Origin of the sequence: Eubacterium sp. AF22-8LB (assembly GCF_003458715.1) — a bacterium.
In the GTDB taxonomy this organism is placed as follows: domain Bacteria; phylum Bacillota_I; class Bacilli_A; order Erysipelotrichales; family Erysipelotrichaceae; genus Holdemanella.
The window spans coordinates 1-19,072 of sequence record NZ_QRVI01000008.1; the positions used below are offsets into that span (position 1 = coordinate 1).

The following is a 19,072-nucleotide window of genomic DNA, read 5'->3' on the forward strand; positions in this document are numbered from 1 at the left end:
ACTTTAGTGCTTCTTATTTTGTTTGTTGCATACCAAATAAGTAGGTATATCATGTTTAAGAAAATACAAATCATAGTATTCTTTGTCATGTTTGTTCCTCCACAAATTCTGATTTATCTATTGCATTACGTTGATTACTTTACAGTGAAAGGTGTCCATTCAATGTGGTTATATTCCATCACATCATTTGCTTTTTTCATTCCTAATTTTTCGTAAAATGCAATGGCATTTTCATTCGCAACTAAATATACCGCAATATCATTTTTACCACCTGCTAAAGAATGTGCTGTTTTTATCAGTTCCGTACCAATTCCTTGATGTAAATAGTCTCTGTCCACACCTAAATCGGTTATATAAAGCCAATAGGCATAGTCGGTCAATCCAAATAAGACGCCGACAATTCGATTATCCTTGTTTCTTGCAACAAGACTGATTGATATATGATCAACCAGCTTTGCTATTCTTTCTTCGAATCGTTCCTTCGGATACTGTGATCCTAGATCCGTACGCTTTAAAAATTCAATATATTCAATTTTAGAAATTCTCTCCTCTTTAATCTGAATATTTTTGCACATAAGAATTTTCTCCATAAATCCCCAATTCTATTTCTGTTGCCATTCCATTACATATTCTTTTTCTTTAGTAGATTCATCAAAACCACTACACTGAATCACAAATCCTTCTCTTTGATAAAAGGCTGTTGCCCGTAGATTCTTTTGATATACATTCAAAAATAATTTGCTTCGTTTATTTTTTGCATAATTCAGAAGAGCTTTTCCTATACCATGCGATTGCATTTCATTAGAAACAAAAATACCCTCAATATATTCATCATTTAGACCTATAAATCCCTGTATTTCTTGATTATCCTCATAGACATAAACAGTTGCCTGCAGCAGCAATTCTTTCACGAATTCAAAATTATTTTGCCAATATTGTTTAGAGATAAAATAATGTGCTGTCACGTTTGTATTCAACCATATGTCTGCAACTTTATCTATATCTGCTTTTTGTAACTCTCTAATCATTAAAGTGGTTCTCCTCCAAATTACGATTGAGATTTCACCTGTTTTAAGAGATTTAATAACTGTTATATTTTGTTATTAAATTCTTTGCAAACCCTTGAAAACACTGGATTTGTTGCAGGTGAGCTTTCCCTTATTTTTTCCCTTGCATTATATCGTCCCATCAGTGTTTATGAACTCTGATAAGGGCAAATATAAGAGCAAAAAAATTATATAAAACAGTATAACATAAAATAAAAGTGACATGGTGGACTGATTGAAATGCTTCTTAATTTTTGCTACTAATGATTGATTAAATGATAAGGAGATGGGATACGATGAGAACAATATTTGCAGAATACAATCCACAACGAAACAGCATTGACATTTATACAAATGTTGGCTATAGATTGCTGGGAAGCCGAAAAGGATTTAAAAACCACACCCGGATCAAACTGTGCATTGACTTCACTTGCAGTCGATGAAGCACTTGAATATGCGAGATTATATCTTGAGGGCAATTTACAGATGTGGGTAGATGCAGAAGATTCATTAGAGTTATAAAATACAAGCAGCCTGTATGCTTCATTACACACAGGCTGCTTAATCAAATTTATTATAATTGATGAAAAATCGGTTGCATTTTGTCAAAAGTACAAAACTTTTTGAAGCCAAGTGCTTTTAATTCCTGTTATGATACTAAGGATATCCCAGCAATACTTGCTATCCCTGATACCTTATTCTTTCTACCAGCGTTTCCTTTTTCAGATTACTGCTTAAAACACAGGACAGCACAATTTGTAGAATACCAACCAGAAGAATCATAACAAGAATCGGGATAAGAGGAACGTGATAAACGTTCATTCCAAAAATCCCATTATGCTTTGCATAGGAAAACAGTGCATAGCCAAGGGGCAGACTGGCAGCAAGTGCGACGCAGATGGTGCCAACCGTAAAAATCAAGCCCTGTATTTGTAAGCACAGATTCAACTGCTTATTGGTCATGCCTACCGCTTGCAGCACGCCGTATTCCTGCTTCTTCGTGGTGATATTGATGATCATGGTGTTTGCCAGATTCATAAACCCAATGAGACCGACAATTGCCATGAACAGATAGCAGCCAAGCTTCATCATACGGCTTGCGTATTCTGCAGATTGTAACTGTGCATGATAGGTATCCATTTTTATATGCGAAGTATTCGAAATCAAAGTATTCAAACTCTGTTCCACAGATGCCACATCTTTTTTATCACAGTCCACCCACAGATAGCCATAGGCTGTTCCTCTCGGATTCATGGAACGGTATACACCTTCCGGAATGACAAGATAAGTGTCCGCACTTACAAAAGATCCTGCAATCTTTCCCTGATAGGTATAGGTTTCACTTCCATTCTTAAAGTCAAATACAATGGATTCACCCGGAGCATATCCATCTTGTTCCATCCACGCCGACCAGCCAAAGAAAATATCACCATTCTTTACCGCCTGATCATAGTCCATAGAACCAATATCCCCATCTTGGCGCATAAAATCAAAATCCTTTTTACTCACAACAGCAGCCGGAAATCTTGTTCCGTTCAGATTTACAGAGACAATCTCTCTCGTCATGACATCTGTCACTCCCGGAATGCTTTTGATTTCTTCAATCAGCGAATCATTCAATGGATTATCCGTCAGAATCGTATCCAGATTATTCTCCGGATAGGCTTCATCATAATTCTGGGAATAATCCAGCTGCAACTCAAATTGTCCATGGTTGATTGCAATCCGCGCCTCGTGCTCCGTGTCAATATTCCCAACATAATTAGAGATAATTACAAACAATACACAGGAAAGCTCCATGGTAAGAATCGTAGCAATGGTTCTTTTCGGATTGCCTGTCACATTTGCCATTGCCATGGAGAAAACGGTGACATCTTTTCTGCCTTTTCGTCTGCCCTGTTTTTGCGTTTTGGAGCCGTCAAGATACCGTGTCGCTTCGATGGGTGAAATCCGGGAAACAATTTTCATGGGTTTGCGCAGAGCCAAAACGACCGTAAGAAATGATACAAAAATGCAGATGAGCATAATTGTCAGTGAAAACAGAGGCACCTGATGGTTCTTGATTCCGGACGATACCAGATTTCCCTGCTCCACCAGCCAGTTGAAGCTGACTTTTGCAATCAGGAAACCAAACAGCAGCCCCAGCGGTATCGAAGGAACCGCCAGAAGAATGCCCTCACGAAAGATCAACTGCTTCATCTGCTTTCTGGTTGCACCCAGTGCCTTGATTTTTCCGTACTCCTGAACCTTCTGGGCGATCCCGACCTGGAAGATATTATAAATGACCACAACGGAAAACAGCACGATTCCGAGGATCAGGGTTCCACAAACCATAATCATTTCATAGCTCGGCTGCAATACCCACTGCAGGTAGAGGTCATTGATGATCACGTTTTTCTGGTCAATGCCGCAGGAATCCGCGATTTCTTTTATAACAGGCGCAACATTATTCATAGATACATTTGCAGAATCGCCCAAGGTAAAATAGATATTATATTGCCTGTCACCCTCCGCAACACGCTCATTATAAAAATCCTGCGAACCGAATACAACATAGGAAGCCTCGATGGTATACTCATCCCGATCATATAGGATTCCGCTGACAACAAATTCTTCCGGCTTATATTCTGACTGCATCCCTGCGCGGTAATCCAGTGTAACCGTATCTCCAATCTTTACATCACCATACCCCATTGCACGAAAAAATGCTCTTCCTGCAGCAATTTCCTGCATTTTTTCCGGATACTTTCCTTCCTTCAACTCATATTCTTTATTATAAGGAAGCATTTTTCTTGCAGTCTTATCCATGCAGACAAACCCGCCATTTTCATTTCCTTTCAGGATGCCCTCCGTACACATGATGCCGATATCAGATATCTCAGCTCTGCGTTCCACTTCTTTTAATTGCGTACCATCTGCGGCGATAAACAGGCCGTAGTTGCTTCCGTATGAGCTTGCAGCCTGACTTTTCTGTAAATGAATTACCCCATTTCCCACAGTACTGATGATAACAAGCAGCATCGTGGTCAGACAAATTGCCACCATGATCAGTATACTTCTTGTCCTGTTCCTTTTGTCATTGCTATATGCAATCCTGCTTATTGTCTTCATCTGAAATCCACCACCTGTCCGTCCTCAATCACCAGAATACGGTCAGCGACCTGTGCAATTTCGTCATCATGGGTAATCATTACAATTGTCTGTCCATATTTTTTTGCTGTCATCTTAAGCAGAGCGATTACCTCATCACTGGTCTTAGAATCAAGATTGCCTGTCGGCTCATCTGCAAATATAATTTCCGGACGATTCACCAGTGCTCTTGCAATTGCTACTCTCTGCTGCTGTCCTCCGGATAACTGATTTGGCAGATTATAAATCCGGTTTTCAATCCCCAGAGTTGCAATAATATCATTTACATACGCTTCATCCACTTTTCTTCCATCCAGCCCCAATGGCAGCACAATATTTTCCCAGACATTAACAGATGAAACCAGATTAAATGCCTGAAAAACAAATCCGATTTTTCTTCTGCGGAAAACAGCAAGGGCATCTTCCTTCATCCTGTATAAATTTTTCCCTGCTAAAGTAACACTGCCTTTTGTCGGGGTGTCTAGTCCTCCAAGCATATGAAGTAATGTACTTTTACCGGAACCTGACTTTCCAACAATTGCGACAAATTCTCCCTGCTCAATCTGAATGTCCACCTGATTGACCGCTTTGACCTGATTCTCACCTGCTCCATAAAACTTACAAAGCTGCTTGGTTTCTAATATCACACCCATGTGTTACCTCCTTTTCAATTCTGTAAAGCGTACCTTTTCAGCACGCTTTCTTTGCCTGTTTATATATTTGGTCATTTTTCAACCTACATCCAAATTGTATCAGGACAATCTTTCATTTCACTTTCAAAAAACGAGCAGAAGTCTTACAGAATTGTAAGATTTCTGCTCACTTAAAATTTAACCAACATATGGCAATTGAATCACAAACGTGCTTCCTTTTTTCTTTTTGCCGGAGGTTACCATGATCGTACCTGCGTGCTTTTCGATAATTTCTCTCGATAGAAAAAGTCCGATTCCTGTACCACTCTTTTCCATGACCTCGCTAGAACTTCCTCTGTAAAATCGTTGAAAAATTTTGTGATACTCATTCTTCGGAATCCCAATTCCCTGATCCTCAATTTCCATTCTCGCAAGATCGTTTCTTTTTTGTAACCGGATAAATATTTTTGAACCACACGGACTGTACTTGATTGCATTATCCAAAACGTTGATCACAGCTTCACCAAGCCACCTTTTATCCTGCATAATCGTGCATGTTTCCAGCTCTTTTTCATAGTCAAAAACGAATTCAATTTCTTTCTCATCCGCTTTAGGATAAGCGCGGTTCACAGCAGATATGACAGTATCCATAAGCGGAAGTTTTTTCTTATTAATCTGAATCAGTCCAGTTTCCATCTTGGATATTTCAAGAAGCGACTGCAATAATGTCTCCAGTCCATCCAGAGCACTCCGACAACGGATACGAAACTCCTCCTGTTCTGTGGCACTTAAGTCATTCTGCATCAGCACACTAAAACATGTATCCAAAGCTGCAACCGGTGTCTTTAACTGGTGAGAAATATCAGAAACCATTTCTTTCGTGTTCTCCTTTTCTGCCCTTGCTTCTTCCTTTATCAACTGAATATGATGTCCGATTGCTTCAAGCTGGTCATTCAATTTTTCCAGTTCTGCATAATTTTCCGTTTTCAGTAAATCATCAAATTTATTTTCACGGAATCTGATCAGAATTTCTTCCAACTGGTCTAAAATTTTCTGATGATACGCATCTTCTTTTTTCTTCCAATAACGTAAAAAAGTCAAAAGAAGCACGCATATCACAGTGCTTACAGCACCGGTCACCATAACCTGATGCCGGAATTGCGAATAAAATGCACTCCCTTTATTCCCCCAGTATCCATATTGCTCCAATAATCGCCTTCCCTGTTCGTTAGTTTCAATATCCTTATCCTTAAGCAATTTAGAAACAGCATCCAGCCCGGAAAATTCTTCCTTTGCAGCAATCTCTGTCATAAGATTCATTTTATATTTATAATCTTCATAAAACACATACGTGGTAAAGCAATTTAATATTGCAAACACTAATATGACCGGCAATACCAAAGACAAGGCTGATGTGAGTTTCCTGTGATATCTCTTTGTCACTGCCTTACCTCCTGATTCCATATATACCCAAGACCTCTGATATTCTTTATATAGACCGGTGCAGCCGGATTATCTTCGATTTTCTCACGGAGTCTTCTGATATTGACAGCGATTGTATTTTCATCCACAAAATCCCCTTCCAGATCAAACACATTTTCCAATATTTGTGTTTTTGAAAGAATCTGTTTCGGATTCTGAAGAAAAAAAGTCAGCATTTTCAACTCCGTTTTTGTCAGACTGATTTCACGACTCTTTATCAGGACTTTCATTTCTCCTGCGATAAATACGATATCTCCCGAAATCATCTTTCCGACTTCCGTTTTCTCCTGTCTGCGGCGGAAATATGCTTCTATTTTCAAAAGAAGTACCGAAAGACTAAACGGCTTTGTAATATAATCATCTGCCCCTGCTTCATATCCCATGACCTGATCCATCTCCTGATCTAGTGCTGTAAGACACATAATGTATGTATTATAATTGCATCTCATCCACCTTACAAATTCTAGTCCATTTCCATCCGGAAGATTCACATCACAAATGGTAACATCCACATTATTATCACTTGCAATTCTTTTCGCTTTTTTCACTGATTCTGCTGAAAAAACCTCATATCCGGATTTTTTCAGTGAAAATGTAATTCCGCGATTTAAATTTTCATCATCTTCAACCACGAGTATACCTAGCATAGCATATGCACCTCTCTTTATTAACTATATATATCAGTTGGGAGATGAACTTCCATATTTTATCCCTCAACTTCCGATTTATCAATTAAGCCTTACAACGCAGGATCTCCGTGACATTTTGCCACGCATTCTTACTCTTTTGTTCTGTACAACCCTTATAAGCACCTAAATATGGAGTAAATCCAAGTCTTGAATATAATTTTATCGCACCATAGCTTTGGGATTGTGTTGCCAAATATAGTGGATACTTACCTGGAATCTTGTCATACATCATACAAAGTTTTGTCAACATAGCCTGCGCAATCTTTTTATGTTGAGCCGATAAACCAACAGCTACATAATGCACGCGAAGTCTACTTTCTTCAAAGTCATTGCCATACCAAAGTCCAGCACTACCCACTAATTCATCCTTTTCATTTGCGACAAATAAAAAATATTTAGAAAAGAAATCCCTATCTCTAGTAAGCATACTATCCCATTTCTTTCTTGCCTCATCTAAATTTTCAAATAAACAAACCTCCGTCTGTAGCTTACACCAAGCTTCTTTTAAAGATTCATCAAATTCAACATAATGAAATTCCGAATTTAATTCTATTTCTTTACGAATGGTCTTTCTAGCCATTACCATCAATACTTTTTCATAAGGAATACTTGTATCTAATACTGTCATTTCATTCTCCATTTCTTTTAAAGATAGTATATCATAATCTTCACATTTCAAATGATATAACAATTTCTTTTTAAATGTTATAACATTTGCTTGACTTCTCTTTTTTTTCGTTCTAGAATGAAACCGTAAAGGAGAGGTAGATTATTATGAACAAAACACAACTCGCAAATTATTTTGACCACACATTCTTAAAACCATATGCCACTGAAGCAGATCTTACTAAATTATGTAATGAAGCCAAAGAAATCGGTGCCGCTATGGTTGCGATTAATACAACTTGGACTAAATTCTGTAAAGAACAATTAAAAGGAACAAACGTACATGTAGGAGCTGCCATTAGCTTTCCTTTAGGACAAGCTGGTCTAGCATCTAAAATTGCCGAAACAAAAATTGCGATTGAAGATGGTGCTGATGAAATCGATTATGTCATTGATATTGGACAAGCTAAAATGCACAACTGGGACTATATTAAAGAAGAAATGGAAAGCATTGTTTCGATTTGTAGAGAACACAATGTCATTTCAAAAGTTATCTTCGAAAATTGCTACTTAGAAAAAGACGAAATCAAACAAGTCGCTTTGATTGCCAAAGAAGTAAAACCAGACTTCATTAAAACAAGCACAGGCTTTGGAACTGGTGGAGCCACTTTAGAAGATGTTAAATTAATGGTTGAAACTGTCGAAGGACAAGTGAAAGTCAAAGCTGCCGGTGGTATTCGTGATTGGGCTACTTGTAAAGCCATGATTGATGCTGGTGCACAAAGAATTGGAACAAGCTCATCACTAAAAATCTTAGAAGAATTTGAAGCTGAGGAAAAATAACATGAAACCTTTTCTATTAGAACCTATTCATGATTACACAATTTGGGGAACCAATCATATCTCTAAAGCCAGAGGCATCGATGAAGACTATGGGACTTGGTGGGAAGTCAGTGCCCACCCCTATTGCTCAAACAAAATTGTTGGGACTGATAAAACATTAATGGAAATGATTCAAGAAAATCCGGATGAAGTATTAGGTAAAGGCTATACACTTCATGAAACATTGCGCCTTGCTTATCTAGATACAAAGGATGCTTTAAGCATTCAAGTTCATCCCGAAGATGACTATGCCCTAGAACATTCAAACGATTATGGAAAATATGAAAGCTGGTATATTCTAGATGCCAAACCAGGCGCTACTCTAGTTGCCGGAACAATAATCAATGATGCAGGTGAAATCAAAAATGCTTTAATGAACAATGATGTTGAAAAATATTTAAACAAAGTAAAAGTTCATAAAGGAGACTACATCATCATTCCTAGTGGAATGCTTCATGCCTTAGGAAAAGACATCTTAGCTTTAGAAGTAGGTACAAACTCGAACACAACCTATCGTTTCTTTGACTACAACCGTAAAGGAAAAGATGGAAAAACACGTCCATTACATGTCAAAGAATCTTTTGATGTCACAAACTTCAATTTAAAACCTATCTTTGTTCCACAAAAACATGAAACACACCGAATTGGAGATTGTCCTAACTTTACCGTAGATGAAGTTTATGCTGATTCTGATATAGATCTAACTTGTGATGAACATTACATGATTCTATCCAATATTGATTCAGATTGTACAATCGTATGGAACAGTGAAGAAATTGTATTACCACAATATGACAGTCTATTTGTACCATTCGCATCTAAGAAAATCACAATCAAACAAGGAGCACACCTATTAGTGTCAAATCCTAGAAAGGACTAATTATGAAAACGATTTTAGTTACCGGAGCTAACGGCTATATTGCTAGCTTAGTAAGAGCTCATCAAAAAGATAACTTCAACTGGATCTGCATGACAAGAAAGGATGCAGACCTTACAAATCCTGAAGACGTCAAAAGATTTGTAGCTTCTCAAGATTTTGACATTTGTTTTCACACAGCTGCCAATGCGACTACTGCATTTTGTAATGAACATCCTGATTTAGTTCATAAAATCAATGTAGAAAGTACACAAGCTATCATTGATTGTTGTAAAGAAAAAGGTGCCAAATTGATTTTCTGTTCAACCGAACAAGCCTTCAATGGAAAAGAAAATTGTGGTCCTTTTAAAGAAGACGAACCATTAAGTGCTGTGACTGTATATGGACAAAATAAAATCGAATGTGAAGAGTTGATTCAAAAACAATTGGATGATGCGATCATCTTACGCTTTACATGGATGATGGGACTAAGCTATCCAGGCATCAAGGCAAGTCCAAGTATCATTAAAAATGTTATGAATGCGCTAATCAGCCATACTCCAACATTATTTACCGTAAATGAAAAACGCGGCATGACATATGCCAAGCATTTAGCAGCACAATTTGATAAAATCACAGAACTTGAACCAGGCATTTATCATGTGGCATCAAAGAACACTATGACCACATATGAATCTGCAAAATATGTAGCTAAAGCTTTAGGCGCAAGTGATGAACTCATTGAAGAAATCATTTTACCAAACAACGAACGATACCAAGATCGATTCAGAGATTATCGTTTAGATAGTGAAAAACTAGAAAGTCTTGGAATTCATTTTGCGACATTTGAAGAAGATGTAAATGAAATTCTAATGGATTTTGGATGGAAGAAAAGTTAAAATAGCTTGTAGGAGGCTATTTATGACTATACTTGAGGAAAACGTTAAAAAATATTACCAAAGCGGATATAACTGTTCAGAAACACTACTTCATGCCTGCAATGAAACATATCATTTAGATATTTCAGAGGAAGACATGAAAATGATGGCTGGATTTGGTGGCGGCATGTTTATTGGAAGTACATGTGGTGCATTAGTCGGATCGATTGCGGCCCTATCAAAAATGGTATGCAAAACAAAAGCACATGAAATGTTACCTGAATTAAGACCTTTAATTCAAAAACATACACGTAACTTTAAAGAACTATTAGGCAGTTTAGATTGTGCTCACATCAAACCTGTACATCATAGTACGGATCCAAACATCAAATGTATGAACACTTGTTTATTAGCGGCAAAAGCACTAGAAAAAACAATTGAGGAAGAACACCTATTATAGGATTCTTCCTCTTTTCTTATATTCGTAATAACCTGTCTACTCGATGAATCAAATCTTGTTGAATACTAAAATCAACCTCAATCCCATCCTCTTTATATTCCTGCTTATGCACCTTACCATTGGTATGAATATAATCAAGTACACTTACCTTTTCATAAGGAATCACAACATGTAAAGTTTCCATATGAAATAATTCCTTTTCAATTTCTTGCTTTAAAAACTCAATACTCGACTTTTCCTTGGCACAAATATAAATACGATTCTCTACACGTTTTGGATATTCAATATTTGTCTGATCACACTTGTTGTAAACATAAAGATATGGAACTTTCTCACAACCAATTTCCTTTAATGTTTCTTCACAAACCTGAAGTTTGCTATCCTTATGTTCATTTGAAATATCCACTACTTTTAAGATCAAATCTGAAACCACAGCTTCCTCAAGTGTGGAATGAAAGGCCTGCACCAAACTGTGTGGTAAATCACTAATAAATCCAACTGTATCACTTAAAGTAAATACATTATGGTTTTCTGTTTCAATTTGACGTGTTGAAGTTGTCAAAGTCGCAAATAACATATCCTTTTCAAATACCGACTTATCTTCATTCACAAACCCATTCATAATACTAGATTTACCTGCATTGGTATAACCCGTTAGTGCTACACTTTTGACCATGCCTTTTTTACGCTGATTACGCTGTACACTTCTTTGCGTATGAATCCTATCCAATTCTTTTTCGACAAAATGAATCTTACCCTCAATTCTTCGTGCATCCAGTTCAATCTTCTTTTCTCCTGTTCCTTTGTTTCTAGAACCACCACGCTGTCTATCCATATGTTTATAGCTTCCTTGAAGTCTAGGCAACAAATATTTAAGTCTTGCACACTCAACTTGAAGCATACTCTCCTTTGTCTTTGCACGAGACGCAAAGATTTCTAGTATCAAAGCACTCTTATCCATGACTTCACAATCAAAAAAGTCAGATAGATTTCTTTGTACCGAAGGTGAAATAGCTTCTAATACAAGAACCATACTACATTTCTGGTCTTCTAGAATGCGTTTAACCTCTTCAATCTTACCAGGATTCATATAATACTTTTTATGAGGATGCTCCAGATTCTGTGAAACACTCATACAAATGTCAATATCACACGCTAGAGCTAATTCTTTCATTTCCTCCATTCTCTCTTCAAAGGAATGGCTTGTGTATGTTTGTACACCAATCAATATTGCTTTTTCCATAAATGTATTTTATCATACGATGCTAAAATGTTATAATAATTCCTGAGGTGAATTCCATGAAAATAGCTTATTTAATGCACTATATGAAAAAAAATTTTGAAGAAATAACAGAAAATCTAGACATATTAATTAATCAAGGTGATGATGTTTATATTATGGTCAACGATGATGATCTACGTGATGATTTGATTCTATCCTATTGTGATACGCCAAACCTTCATGTTGCTCATCACCAACAAACAGCACTTCCAGCCGATATGTCACTACCTAGAGGCTTTATTGTATTGATGAAAGATGCTTTGGAATATGAAAAAGAAGATGGATCTTTTACTTATGATCGATTCATCACAATGACAGATGGTATGATCCCTACAAAATCAAAAGCACAACTTGTAGAATATCTAGAAGAACATGAAGATAAAGATATCTATTATGAAGTGGATAATTCAGATGAGAATGAAGAAGTAAAGAAAAGATTTGAAAACTATGCCTTCTTTACTAACTCTTATGATTTCCAAAAATCAAAAACCATTCGTGCCATGAATAAAATGACATCCAGTCTTGTTCATTCCTTTAAAAAGCGTGAAATTGAAGACACAATCTATATCAGCTATCCTTGGTTTGTATTAACACATGAAAGCGCACAAGCTTTGGCAGATAATCTAGCCTATTGTTCAAATACATTTAAAATGTGTCTATATCCAGAAGAAATGGCCATTGCGACAATGTTACACAAATTTTCAGATGTAGATCATCACAATGAAAACATTTGGACCGTAGGAAAAGATGGAGAATACAAACTTCAAAAGCCAATGGAAAATGTAGAATTAGACGCAATCAAAAAGTCTACTTATTTTGCAGCTCTAGCTCATAGTGATGATAATCTTCAAGTTTATGAAGACTATTTTGATGCCTACACATGCGAATCGTAATTGTTTCAGATAATCATGGAAATCCAGATATCCTAAAAATTCTTTACCACATCTATTCTTCACTCTATAAAGACAATGTAAAATTTATACATTTGGGTGATTCTCAAGCTACAAACATTAATGATTTAAATAACTTCATATGTGTTAAAGGAAATAATGATACATTAGATTTACCTAAATCTCAAAGAATAACTGTTTTAGACAAACGCATCCATTTCTCACATGGAGATGAAGGTTTGGATGAAATAAAAAACGATATCGATCAACATCATCCCGATATCTATCTTTATGGACATACGCATTTAGTCAAAGAACAAATCTACAACAATTGTCTGATTCTAAATCCAGGCTCCATTACACTTCCTAGAGACGATTGGCATGGATCTTATATCATTCTAACAATCGATAAGAAAGTTACATATAAAGTGGTTCGAATCAATGTAGAAACTTTCTTAAACCAATATCAATGTTTCATTTAATAAGGCAGCCAATTAATCGGCTGCCTGTTTCTTTTATTTAATAAATTGTTTTGCGAAATTCCATGTATCTCTACACATATCATCCAAGTTCTTTTCTGCTACCCAGCCAAGTTCAACTTTTGCACGAGTAGGATCTGCATAACAAGTCGCAATATCTCCTGCACGTCTAGGTTTGATCACATAAGGAATCTTAATACCATTCACTCTTTCAAAGGCATGTACAATATCTAATACACTATAACCTTTTCCTGTTCCCAAGTTACAAATATGAACACCTGGCGTATTGTACTTTTCAATCGCAAGTACATGACCCTTAGCTAAATCAACGACATGAATGTAGTCACGAACACCTGTTCCATCCGGCGTATCATAATCATCTCCAAATACACCAAGTTCAGGAAGTTCACCTGTTGCCACCTTCATAATATATGGCAGCAAGTTATTTGGGATTCCCTTTGGATTTTCACCAATCAATCCCGATTCATGAGCTCCAATTGGATTAAAATAACGAAGTAGAGTTACACTCATTTCTGGATTGGCGAACTGTACATCCGTTAAAATTCTTTCCATCATAGCCTTCGTTGAACCATATGGATTGGTTGTTTCACCTAGCTTGCAGTCTTCTGTTAAAGGAACCACTTCTGGATCTCCATAAACAGTAGCACTTGAGCTAAATACAATACTTGGTACATGATATTTTTTCATCATTTTGGCAACCACTAAAGTTGTCATCAAGTTATTTGTATAATACTCAATTGGCTTTTGAACACTTTCACCAACCGCTTTAAAAGCAGCACAATGAATAACCGCATCCAATTTATTTTCTGCAAATACAGACTCTGTCTTTTCTTCATCTAACACATTAAATTCATAAAACTTAACATGCTTTTCTGTAATCTTATAGATTGAATCCAATACATCTGGTTTTGAATTGGAGAAATCATCAATCACAACAACGTTATGACCATTTTCTAACAATTCAACACAAATATGACTACCAATATATCCGGTTCCACCTGTTACTAAAATATTCATTAGTCAATAACCTTGCAGCCACCTAATTTTCTGACTTTTAAGATGTGGCAGCTTCCCTTTCCGAATACTTTTTCAATTTCTTCTTTATATGTTTCTACATAGCTATTTTCAACAAAAGCCTGAATCGTTCCGGCAAAACCTCCACCATGAACACGACATACACCATGATCTTTTAAAATCATTTCAGACATAGCTAAACCTAAAGATACAGCCTGGTTTTTATAGTCAAAGTCTGCATATACGTTTTGAAGGAACTTGTAGCTTGAATTCCCTGATTCTTGAATCAATGTTTTGAATCCTTCAAAATCATCATTGTTCAATCTTTCTACGATTGTATTAACACGTCTATTTTCATTGAAGAAATGGATAGCTCTTAAGATTGCACGATCATTATTTAGAGCAGTTCTTAAGTTTGCGATATTTGCATAGAACTCATTTTCATCCACTTCACGAAGAACTTCCTTACCAAAATAGTGAGCTACCTCTTTCATTTCTTGTGGTACTGCACCATAGGCATCTGTTAAATCGGCATGGCTTCCCTTTGTATCTACGATACATAAACTGTGATCATATTTTGAGAAATCAACATTTACACTATTTACGATTGGATTTGAAGTATCTTTAAAATCAATTGAAATCAATCCACCTACAGCACAAGCACATTGGTCCATCAATCCACATGGTTTTCCAAAATATACATTTTCTGCAAATTGACCCACTTTAGCAATTGTAACCATATCAATTTTCATATCATTATATAATCCGTCAATAATCGTTCCGATAATGGATTCGAATGCTGCAGAACTTGATAGTCCAGCCCCCATTAATACATCACTTGTGATGAAAGCTTTGAATCCACCTACGTTATAGCCTAATTCTTTTAATTTATAGACAACACCACGAATCAAGGCTTCACTGGTTCCTAGTTCATTTTCTTTTTTGTCTAAATCATTTAAATCAATTGGCTGAATATCAAAGTCATCAGAAATAACTTTGATTACGTTATCCTGTTTAGATACGATTCCAATCGCATCTAAGTTGATAGATCCTGCAAGTACACAACCATGTTGGTGGTCTGTATGATTTCCTGAGATTTCACTTCTTCCAGCAGCACTATAAATACTAACTTCATCTTCTCCAAATAATGCTTGGTATTTATCTAATGCAGCTGCATAGCGTTGTTTTTGGTATTCCAATAAACTTGGATCTGCATATAGATCTTCAATTAATGCATCATATTTTCCTGATACTACTTGTTCTTTAATTTCTGTTGTTTTCATTTTCTTACCTCGAATGTATATGTTGTTTCTTCTTCAAATACTTGTCCTGCTTTTAATAAAACGCTTGGATTCTTTTCTTTATGAATCGAATCGGCAATATAGCTTGTTTCAATACACAATCCATCTTGTGGATGCATAATCTTACCATATTTATCTGTCTGTCCATCTAAGTAGTTGGCACTATAGATTTGTGCCGTTGGATATGTAGTCGATACTTTTAATTCGATGCCACTTAATGGGCTGTATAAACATACTTGATTTTCTTTTGTATCAAATACATATGGATGATCATAACCTCTTGCGATGATTAATTGTTCATCCTCTAAATGAATAAAATCTCCAATTCTTTTTTCTGTATTAAAATCAAATGCAGTCTCTTTAACATCTCTTAATTCACCTGTATATAATCCATCTGGATCCACGCAACCAAATTTAGATGCTGAAATTCGTAATGTATGATCATCAATATTCGATGCATGTCCATTTAAATTGAAATAGCCATGATTTGTGATATTGATTAAAGTATCCTTGTCACTAACACCACTATATTGAATATGTAAACTTGATTCATCTAGCCAATAGATCGCATAGAAATCTAATGTTCCAGGATAGCCTTCTTCTCCATCTTTTGATACATAATGGAATTTAATGCCATCTTCAATTAAAGAGTAATCAAATACCTTATAAGAGAATCCCTCAATGCCTCCATGTAATGAGTTTGGCCCATTATTGATGGGTACATGATATTCTGTATCGTTAATTGTGAATGTACCTTTTTCAATACGATTACATACTCGTCCTACTAATGCGTTTAAATAGGTTCCGTCTCGCTTTTGATAGTCACTTACATTTTCAAATCCTAAGATACAATCACAGTCTTGATCATTCTTATCTTTCGTTACAATCTTTAAAAGAGTACATCCAAAGTTTGTAACTTCTACAGTTAAATGTGAATTTGAAATCGATAATACATCAATTCCATTCTCTAATCTTTCTTTTACCTCTACCATAATGTCTTTACAAATCGGCTAAAGCCGTCCATCCCTTCATCATCCATTTTATATACACCGGCATTCTCTAATACAGATACGAATTTCTTTGTGACTTCCATCTCCATGAATGTATCCACATTTGTATAAGAGCATGTCTTCAAGTATTCATACCAGTCTTTATGTTTTTCTAATTCTGGATAAGAATCAAATTCTGCTTTTCCAGATAAACATAATTTAATTTGTTCTAACTCCGTTTTTAATCGTGCTGGCAAAATAGCCAATCCCATAACTTCAATCAAACCAATATTTTCTTTTTTGATATGGTGATGTTCTGAGTGAGGATGGAAGATTCCTAATGGATATTCTTCTGTCGTACGATTGTTACGAAGTACTACATCCATCTGATATTTGCCATCTTTCTTTCTAACGATTGGAGTCACTGTATTATGACGAACGCCAGATTCATTGGCGATGATATCTAAGCTTTCATCACTATATGTACACCATGTTTCAAAGATTTTAGTTGCTAGATCCAATACGTTTTCTTTTGATTCAGATGTTAATCGAAGTGTTGATAGTGGCCAGTAAAGCATATCTACTTGTACATCCTTATATGTATAGCTCTTAACAACCTTTGCGTCTTCCATTGGAAAATGATGTCTTCCACCTTGATAGTGATCATGACTCAAAATAGATCCACCAACGATAGGAAGATCTGCATTACTTCCAATCATATAGTGTGGGAATTTATCAATAAATGCGAATAAATGCTCAAATGTAGAACGATCCATCTTCATTGGTGTATGTTCACTATTAAATACGATACAGTGTTCATTGTAGTACACATATGGTGAATATTGTAAATTGTATGTATGTCCATTTAGATCTAGTGGTATAATACGATGCGTCTGTCTAGCTGGATGATTTAAATTACCCGCAAAGCCAACATTTTCCTTACATAATAAACATGATGGATAACTCGTACTTACAGCATTTTTTGCCTTTGCGATTTCCTTAGGATCCTTTTCAGGTTTTGATAAGTTGATCGTAATTTGAATATCTCCATATTTACAGAAATGTGTAAAACTGATATTCTTGTCAATTCTTGATTTACGAATATAATTTGAATCAATACTCAACTTATAGAAGTAATCTGTTGCATCTTTAGGATTCAAAGAATATAGACTCTTAAAAGTATTCACAACTTCGCTTGGTCTAGGCATTATACAATTCATAATGCGAGTATCTAGTAAATCTTTTTCAGTTACAGTATCCTGAATCATACCTTTTTCAACTGCATAATCTAACATAAAATCTAGAATCTCATAGATAGAACAGTCTTCTACTTGTTCTCTTTTAAATTCATGGATGTCAAATAGATCAATCAATAAATTTGCAGAATAATCATAATCGTAATCTTCAATCATTCCATTTTCTAGAGCATACTCTAATAACTGGTTAATTTTTGTATTCATTTCTTCTCCTTCCATACAAACAAAATCAATCATTTTTATAATAGACAAATCTCTTTCCCTGCTACACATCAACAAAAATAATGATCAATTATTCATTTATTTATATACGGCTCATCATCAATATTATGCAGATGTGGTTATAAATTTAAGATTTTTCCATTCGATTTTAGTGTAAGCGTTTTCTTTATCTGTGTCAACATATTCAAACAACAATTTAAGCACAGATGTTGGATTTAGGTTTCAAATAATAATTATTTGTTTGTTTTTGTTTATTTGATGTTTTATTTAAGCAAAAAGCCATTCTGGTATGAATGGCTCTTATTTAAAATTCTCAAAAGAATCAATCACTTGTACAACTCCAGGAAGCTTTTTGTATTCTTCTTTTTTATTGGCAGAATCCACAACTACAATATTATGACATCCTGCTTTATAAGCATTTGAAATTCCACTAACACTATCTTCGATAATCAAACAATCTTGAATCTCCACTCCAATATTATTAGCAGCCTTTTTAAACATTGCGATTTTGTTTTCATACGTTCCATCATCATAGACTATCATAGATGGCTCAATCCATTTGTCTAGATGAAACGATTCAACAAAGAAATCAATATTAGGCTTGATAGATGCGGATGCGATTGTGAATGGAATATTTGATTCCTTTAAATAATCAAAATATGTTTCAGCTCCATTTACTAAATGAAATGTTGCCTGATCCTCTTTACAAAATTGGCGATAATATTCTTCTTTTAACTCTGAATATTTTTCCATTTCAGATAAATCACACTTTCCACCAAACATATATTCAACAACCTTATTATTAGGCACACCATTGATATGTTCGTGAAGTTCTTCTTCATCAATTCCATGATGACGAATATCTTGTGATATTTTTGACCATGCCAAAATATGTTTTGGATTGTCGAAAAATAATGTTCCATTAAAATCAAATATTACACCTTTGTATCTTTTCATT

19 protein-coding genes and 1 pseudogene are annotated in these 19,072 nt (G+C 35.5%); 7 read left to right on the top strand and 13 right to left on the bottom strand.

Annotated elements, in window-relative coordinates; all coding sequences use genetic code 11:
• Positions 1-134: 134 nt before the first annotated feature.
• A complete protein-coding gene (locus DWY01_RS04295; RefSeq protein WP_199519869.1) occupies positions 135-575 on the bottom strand; it encodes a GNAT family N-acetyltransferase in 441 nt (146 codons plus the stop codon).
• Between the two features lie 27 nt (positions 576-602).
• Positions 603-1,028 (bottom strand): N-acetyltransferase, encoded by a 426-nt coding sequence (locus DWY01_RS04300; RefSeq protein ID WP_117993615.1) that lies wholly within the window; start codon positions 1,026-1,028, stop codon positions 603-605.
• 314 nt (positions 1,029-1,342) lie between these two features.
• Between DWY01_RS04300 and DWY01_RS04305 the strand changes: the two are divergent.
• Positions 1,343-1,568, top strand: a pseudogene (locus DWY01_RS04305) (toxin-antitoxin system protein).
• A 159-nt stretch (positions 1,569-1,727) separates the two neighbouring features.
• On the opposite strand, the gene DWY01_RS04310 reads toward DWY01_RS04305, so the two are convergent.
• From DWY01_RS04310 to DWY01_RS04330, 5 genes are all read right to left on the bottom strand, one after another.
• On the bottom strand, positions 1,728-4,157 hold the full coding sequence (locus tag DWY01_RS04310; RefSeq protein ID WP_117993619.1) for an ABC transporter permease: 2,430 nt from the start codon (positions 4,155-4,157) through the stop codon (positions 1,728-1,730).
• Positions 4,154-4,828 (bottom strand): ABC transporter ATP-binding protein, encoded by a 675-nt coding sequence (locus DWY01_RS04315; RefSeq protein ID WP_117993622.1) that lies wholly within the window; start codon positions 4,826-4,828, stop codon positions 4,154-4,156. Before DWY01_RS04315 ends, DWY01_RS04310 begins: the two co-directional genes overlap by 4 nt.
• Positions 4,829-5,005: 177 nt before the next feature.
• Positions 5,006-6,271 (bottom strand): sensor histidine kinase KdpD, encoded by a 1,266-nt coding sequence (locus tag DWY01_RS04320; protein ID WP_117993626.1) that lies wholly within the window; start codon positions 6,269-6,271, stop codon positions 5,006-5,008.
• Positions 6,247-6,936, bottom strand: coding sequence for a response regulator transcription factor (locus DWY01_RS04325; RefSeq protein ID WP_117993629.1), 690 nt, complete (start codon positions 6,934-6,936; stop codon positions 6,247-6,249). The genes DWY01_RS04320 and DWY01_RS04325 overlap by 25 nt, the downstream gene beginning before the upstream one ends.
• Before the next feature lie 85 nt (positions 6,937-7,021).
• The gene (locus DWY01_RS04330) at positions 7,022-7,606 is read right to left on the bottom strand and encodes a GNAT family N-acetyltransferase (RefSeq protein ID WP_199519870.1); all 585 of its coding nucleotides are present in this window, start codon (positions 7,604-7,606) and stop codon (positions 7,022-7,024) included.
• A 146-nt stretch (positions 7,607-7,752) separates the two neighbouring features.
• Between DWY01_RS04330 and deoC the strand changes: the two genes are divergently transcribed.
• The 4 genes from deoC to DWY01_RS04350 are packed head-to-tail and all read left to right on the top strand — an operon-like array spanning position 7,753 to position 10,660.
• Positions 7,753-8,427, top strand: a complete 675-nt coding sequence (gene deoC / locus DWY01_RS04335; protein ID WP_117993632.1) for a deoxyribose-phosphate aldolase — start codon at positions 7,753-7,755, stop codon at positions 8,425-8,427.
• A gap of 1 nt (position 8,428) precedes the next feature.
• Positions 8,429-9,346: a type I phosphomannose isomerase catalytic subunit gene (locus DWY01_RS04340; protein ID WP_117993636.1), complete on the top strand. Its 918-nt coding sequence runs from the start codon at positions 8,429-8,431 to the stop codon at positions 9,344-9,346.
• Positions 9,347-9,348: 2 nt separating this feature from the next.
• Positions 9,349-10,221, top strand: coding sequence for a sugar nucleotide-binding protein (locus DWY01_RS04345; RefSeq protein WP_117993639.1), 873 nt, complete (start codon positions 9,349-9,351; stop codon positions 10,219-10,221).
• Positions 10,222-10,243: 22 nt separating this feature from the next.
• On the top strand, positions 10,244-10,660 hold the full coding sequence (locus DWY01_RS04350) for a C-GCAxxG-C-C family (seleno)protein (RefSeq protein WP_199519871.1): 417 nt from the start codon (positions 10,244-10,246) through the stop codon (positions 10,658-10,660).
• Positions 10,661-10,676: 16 nt separating this feature from the next.
• On the opposite strand, the gene hflX is transcribed toward DWY01_RS04350, so the two are convergent.
• Complete coding sequence (hflX, locus tag DWY01_RS04355) at positions 10,677-11,903, bottom strand: GTPase HflX (RefSeq protein ID WP_117993647.1); 1,227 nt, start codon at positions 11,901-11,903, stop codon at positions 10,677-10,679.
• A gap of 56 nt (positions 11,904-11,959) precedes the next feature.
• Between hflX and DWY01_RS04360 the strand changes: the two genes are divergently transcribed.
• Both DWY01_RS04360 and DWY01_RS04365 read left to right on the top strand, forming a co-directional pair.
• The gene (locus DWY01_RS04360; RefSeq protein WP_117993650.1) at positions 11,960-12,835 is read left to right on the top strand and encodes a beta-1,6-N-acetylglucosaminyltransferase; all 876 of its coding nucleotides are present in this window, start codon (positions 11,960-11,962) and stop codon (positions 12,833-12,835) included.
• Positions 12,823-13,314, top strand: coding sequence for a metallophosphoesterase (locus DWY01_RS04365; protein ID WP_117993654.1), 492 nt, complete (start codon positions 12,823-12,825; stop codon positions 13,312-13,314). Before DWY01_RS04360 ends, DWY01_RS04365 begins: the two co-directional genes overlap by 13 nt.
• Positions 13,315-13,347: 33 nt before the next feature.
• Here the strand turns inward: DWY01_RS04365 and galE are convergent, their stop codons facing one another.
• The 5 genes from galE to DWY01_RS04390 form a co-directional block, all read right to left on the bottom strand.
• Positions 13,348-14,349, bottom strand: a complete 1,002-nt coding sequence (gene galE / locus DWY01_RS04370; protein ID WP_117993658.1) for a UDP-glucose 4-epimerase GalE — start codon at positions 14,347-14,349, stop codon at positions 13,348-13,350.
• Positions 14,349-15,629, bottom strand: a complete 1,281-nt coding sequence (locus DWY01_RS04375) for a galactokinase family protein (protein WP_117993663.1) — start codon at positions 15,627-15,629, stop codon at positions 14,349-14,351. Before DWY01_RS04375 ends, galE begins: the two co-directional genes overlap by 1 nt.
• Positions 15,626-16,639: an aldose epimerase family protein gene (locus DWY01_RS04380; protein WP_117993666.1), complete on the bottom strand. Its 1,014-nt coding sequence runs from the start codon at positions 16,637-16,639 to the stop codon at positions 15,626-15,628. Before DWY01_RS04380 ends, DWY01_RS04375 begins: the two co-directional genes overlap by 4 nt.
• Complete coding sequence (locus DWY01_RS04385; protein ID WP_199519872.1) at positions 16,633-18,096, bottom strand: UDP-glucose--hexose-1-phosphate uridylyltransferase; 1,464 nt, start codon at positions 18,094-18,096, stop codon at positions 16,633-16,635. The genes DWY01_RS04380 and DWY01_RS04385 overlap by 7 nt, the downstream gene beginning before the upstream one ends.
• A 318-nt stretch (positions 18,097-18,414) precedes the next feature.
• Positions 18,415-19,071 (bottom strand): HAD family phosphatase, encoded by a 657-nt coding sequence (locus DWY01_RS04390; RefSeq protein WP_117993672.1) that lies wholly within the window; start codon positions 19,069-19,071, stop codon positions 18,415-18,417.
• Between the last annotated feature and the right edge of the window lies 1 nt (position 19,072).

Bases quoted from the DNA above. Each gene is read 5' to 3' on its own strand.
- DWY01_RS04295 (WP_199519869.1), bottom strand. From the start codon at position 575: ATGTGCAAAAATATTCAGATTAAAGAGGAGAGAATTTCTAAAATTGAA.
- DWY01_RS04300 (WP_117993615.1), bottom strand. From the start codon at position 1,028: ATGATTAGAGAGTTACAAAAAGCAGATATAGATAAAGTTGCAGACATA.
- DWY01_RS04310 (WP_117993619.1), bottom strand. From the start codon at position 4,157: ATGAAGACAATAAGCAGGATTGCATATAGCAATGACAAAAGGAACAGG.
- DWY01_RS04315 (WP_117993622.1), bottom strand. From the start codon at position 4,828: ATGGGTGTGATATTAGAAACCAAGCAGCTTTGTAAGTTTTATGGAGCA.
- DWY01_RS04320 (WP_117993626.1), bottom strand. From the start codon at position 6,271: ATGGAATCAGGAGGTAAGGCAGTGACAAAGAGATATCACAGGAAACTC.
- DWY01_RS04325 (WP_117993629.1), bottom strand. From the start codon at position 6,936: ATGCTAGGTATACTCGTGGTTGAAGATGATGAAAATTTAAATCGCGGA.
- DWY01_RS04330 (WP_199519870.1), bottom strand. From the start codon at position 7,606: ATGACAGTATTAGATACAAGTATTCCTTATGAAAAAGTATTGATGGTA.
- deoC (WP_117993632.1), top strand. From the start codon at position 7,753: ATGAACAAAACACAACTCGCAAATTATTTTGACCACACATTCTTAAAA.
- DWY01_RS04340 (WP_117993636.1), top strand. From the start codon at position 8,429: ATGAAACCTTTTCTATTAGAACCTATTCATGATTACACAATTTGGGGA.
- DWY01_RS04345 (WP_117993639.1), top strand. From the start codon at position 9,349: ATGAAAACGATTTTAGTTACCGGAGCTAACGGCTATATTGCTAGCTTA.
- DWY01_RS04350 (WP_199519871.1), top strand. From the start codon at position 10,244: ATGACTATACTTGAGGAAAACGTTAAAAAATATTACCAAAGCGGATAT.
- hflX (WP_117993647.1), bottom strand. From the start codon at position 11,903: ATGGAAAAAGCAATATTGATTGGTGTACAAACATACACAAGCCATTCC.
- DWY01_RS04360 (WP_117993650.1), top strand. From the start codon at position 11,960: ATGAAAATAGCTTATTTAATGCACTATATGAAAAAAAATTTTGAAGAA.
- DWY01_RS04365 (WP_117993654.1), top strand. From the start codon at position 12,823: ATGCGAATCGTAATTGTTTCAGATAATCATGGAAATCCAGATATCCTA.
- galE (WP_117993658.1), bottom strand. From the start codon at position 14,349: ATGAATATTTTAGTAACAGGTGGAACCGGATATATTGGTAGTCATATT.
- DWY01_RS04375 (WP_117993663.1), bottom strand. From the start codon at position 15,629: ATGAAAACAACAGAAATTAAAGAACAAGTAGTATCAGGAAAATATGAT.
- DWY01_RS04380 (WP_117993666.1), bottom strand. From the start codon at position 16,639: ATGGTAGAGGTAAAAGAAAGATTAGAGAATGGAATTGATGTATTATCG.
- DWY01_RS04385 (WP_199519872.1), bottom strand. From the start codon at position 18,096: ATGAATACAAAAATTAACCAGTTATTAGAGTATGCTCTAGAAAATGGA.
- DWY01_RS04390 (WP_117993672.1), bottom strand. From the start codon at position 19,071: ATGAAAAGATACAAAGGTGTAATATTTGATTTTAATGGAACATTATTT.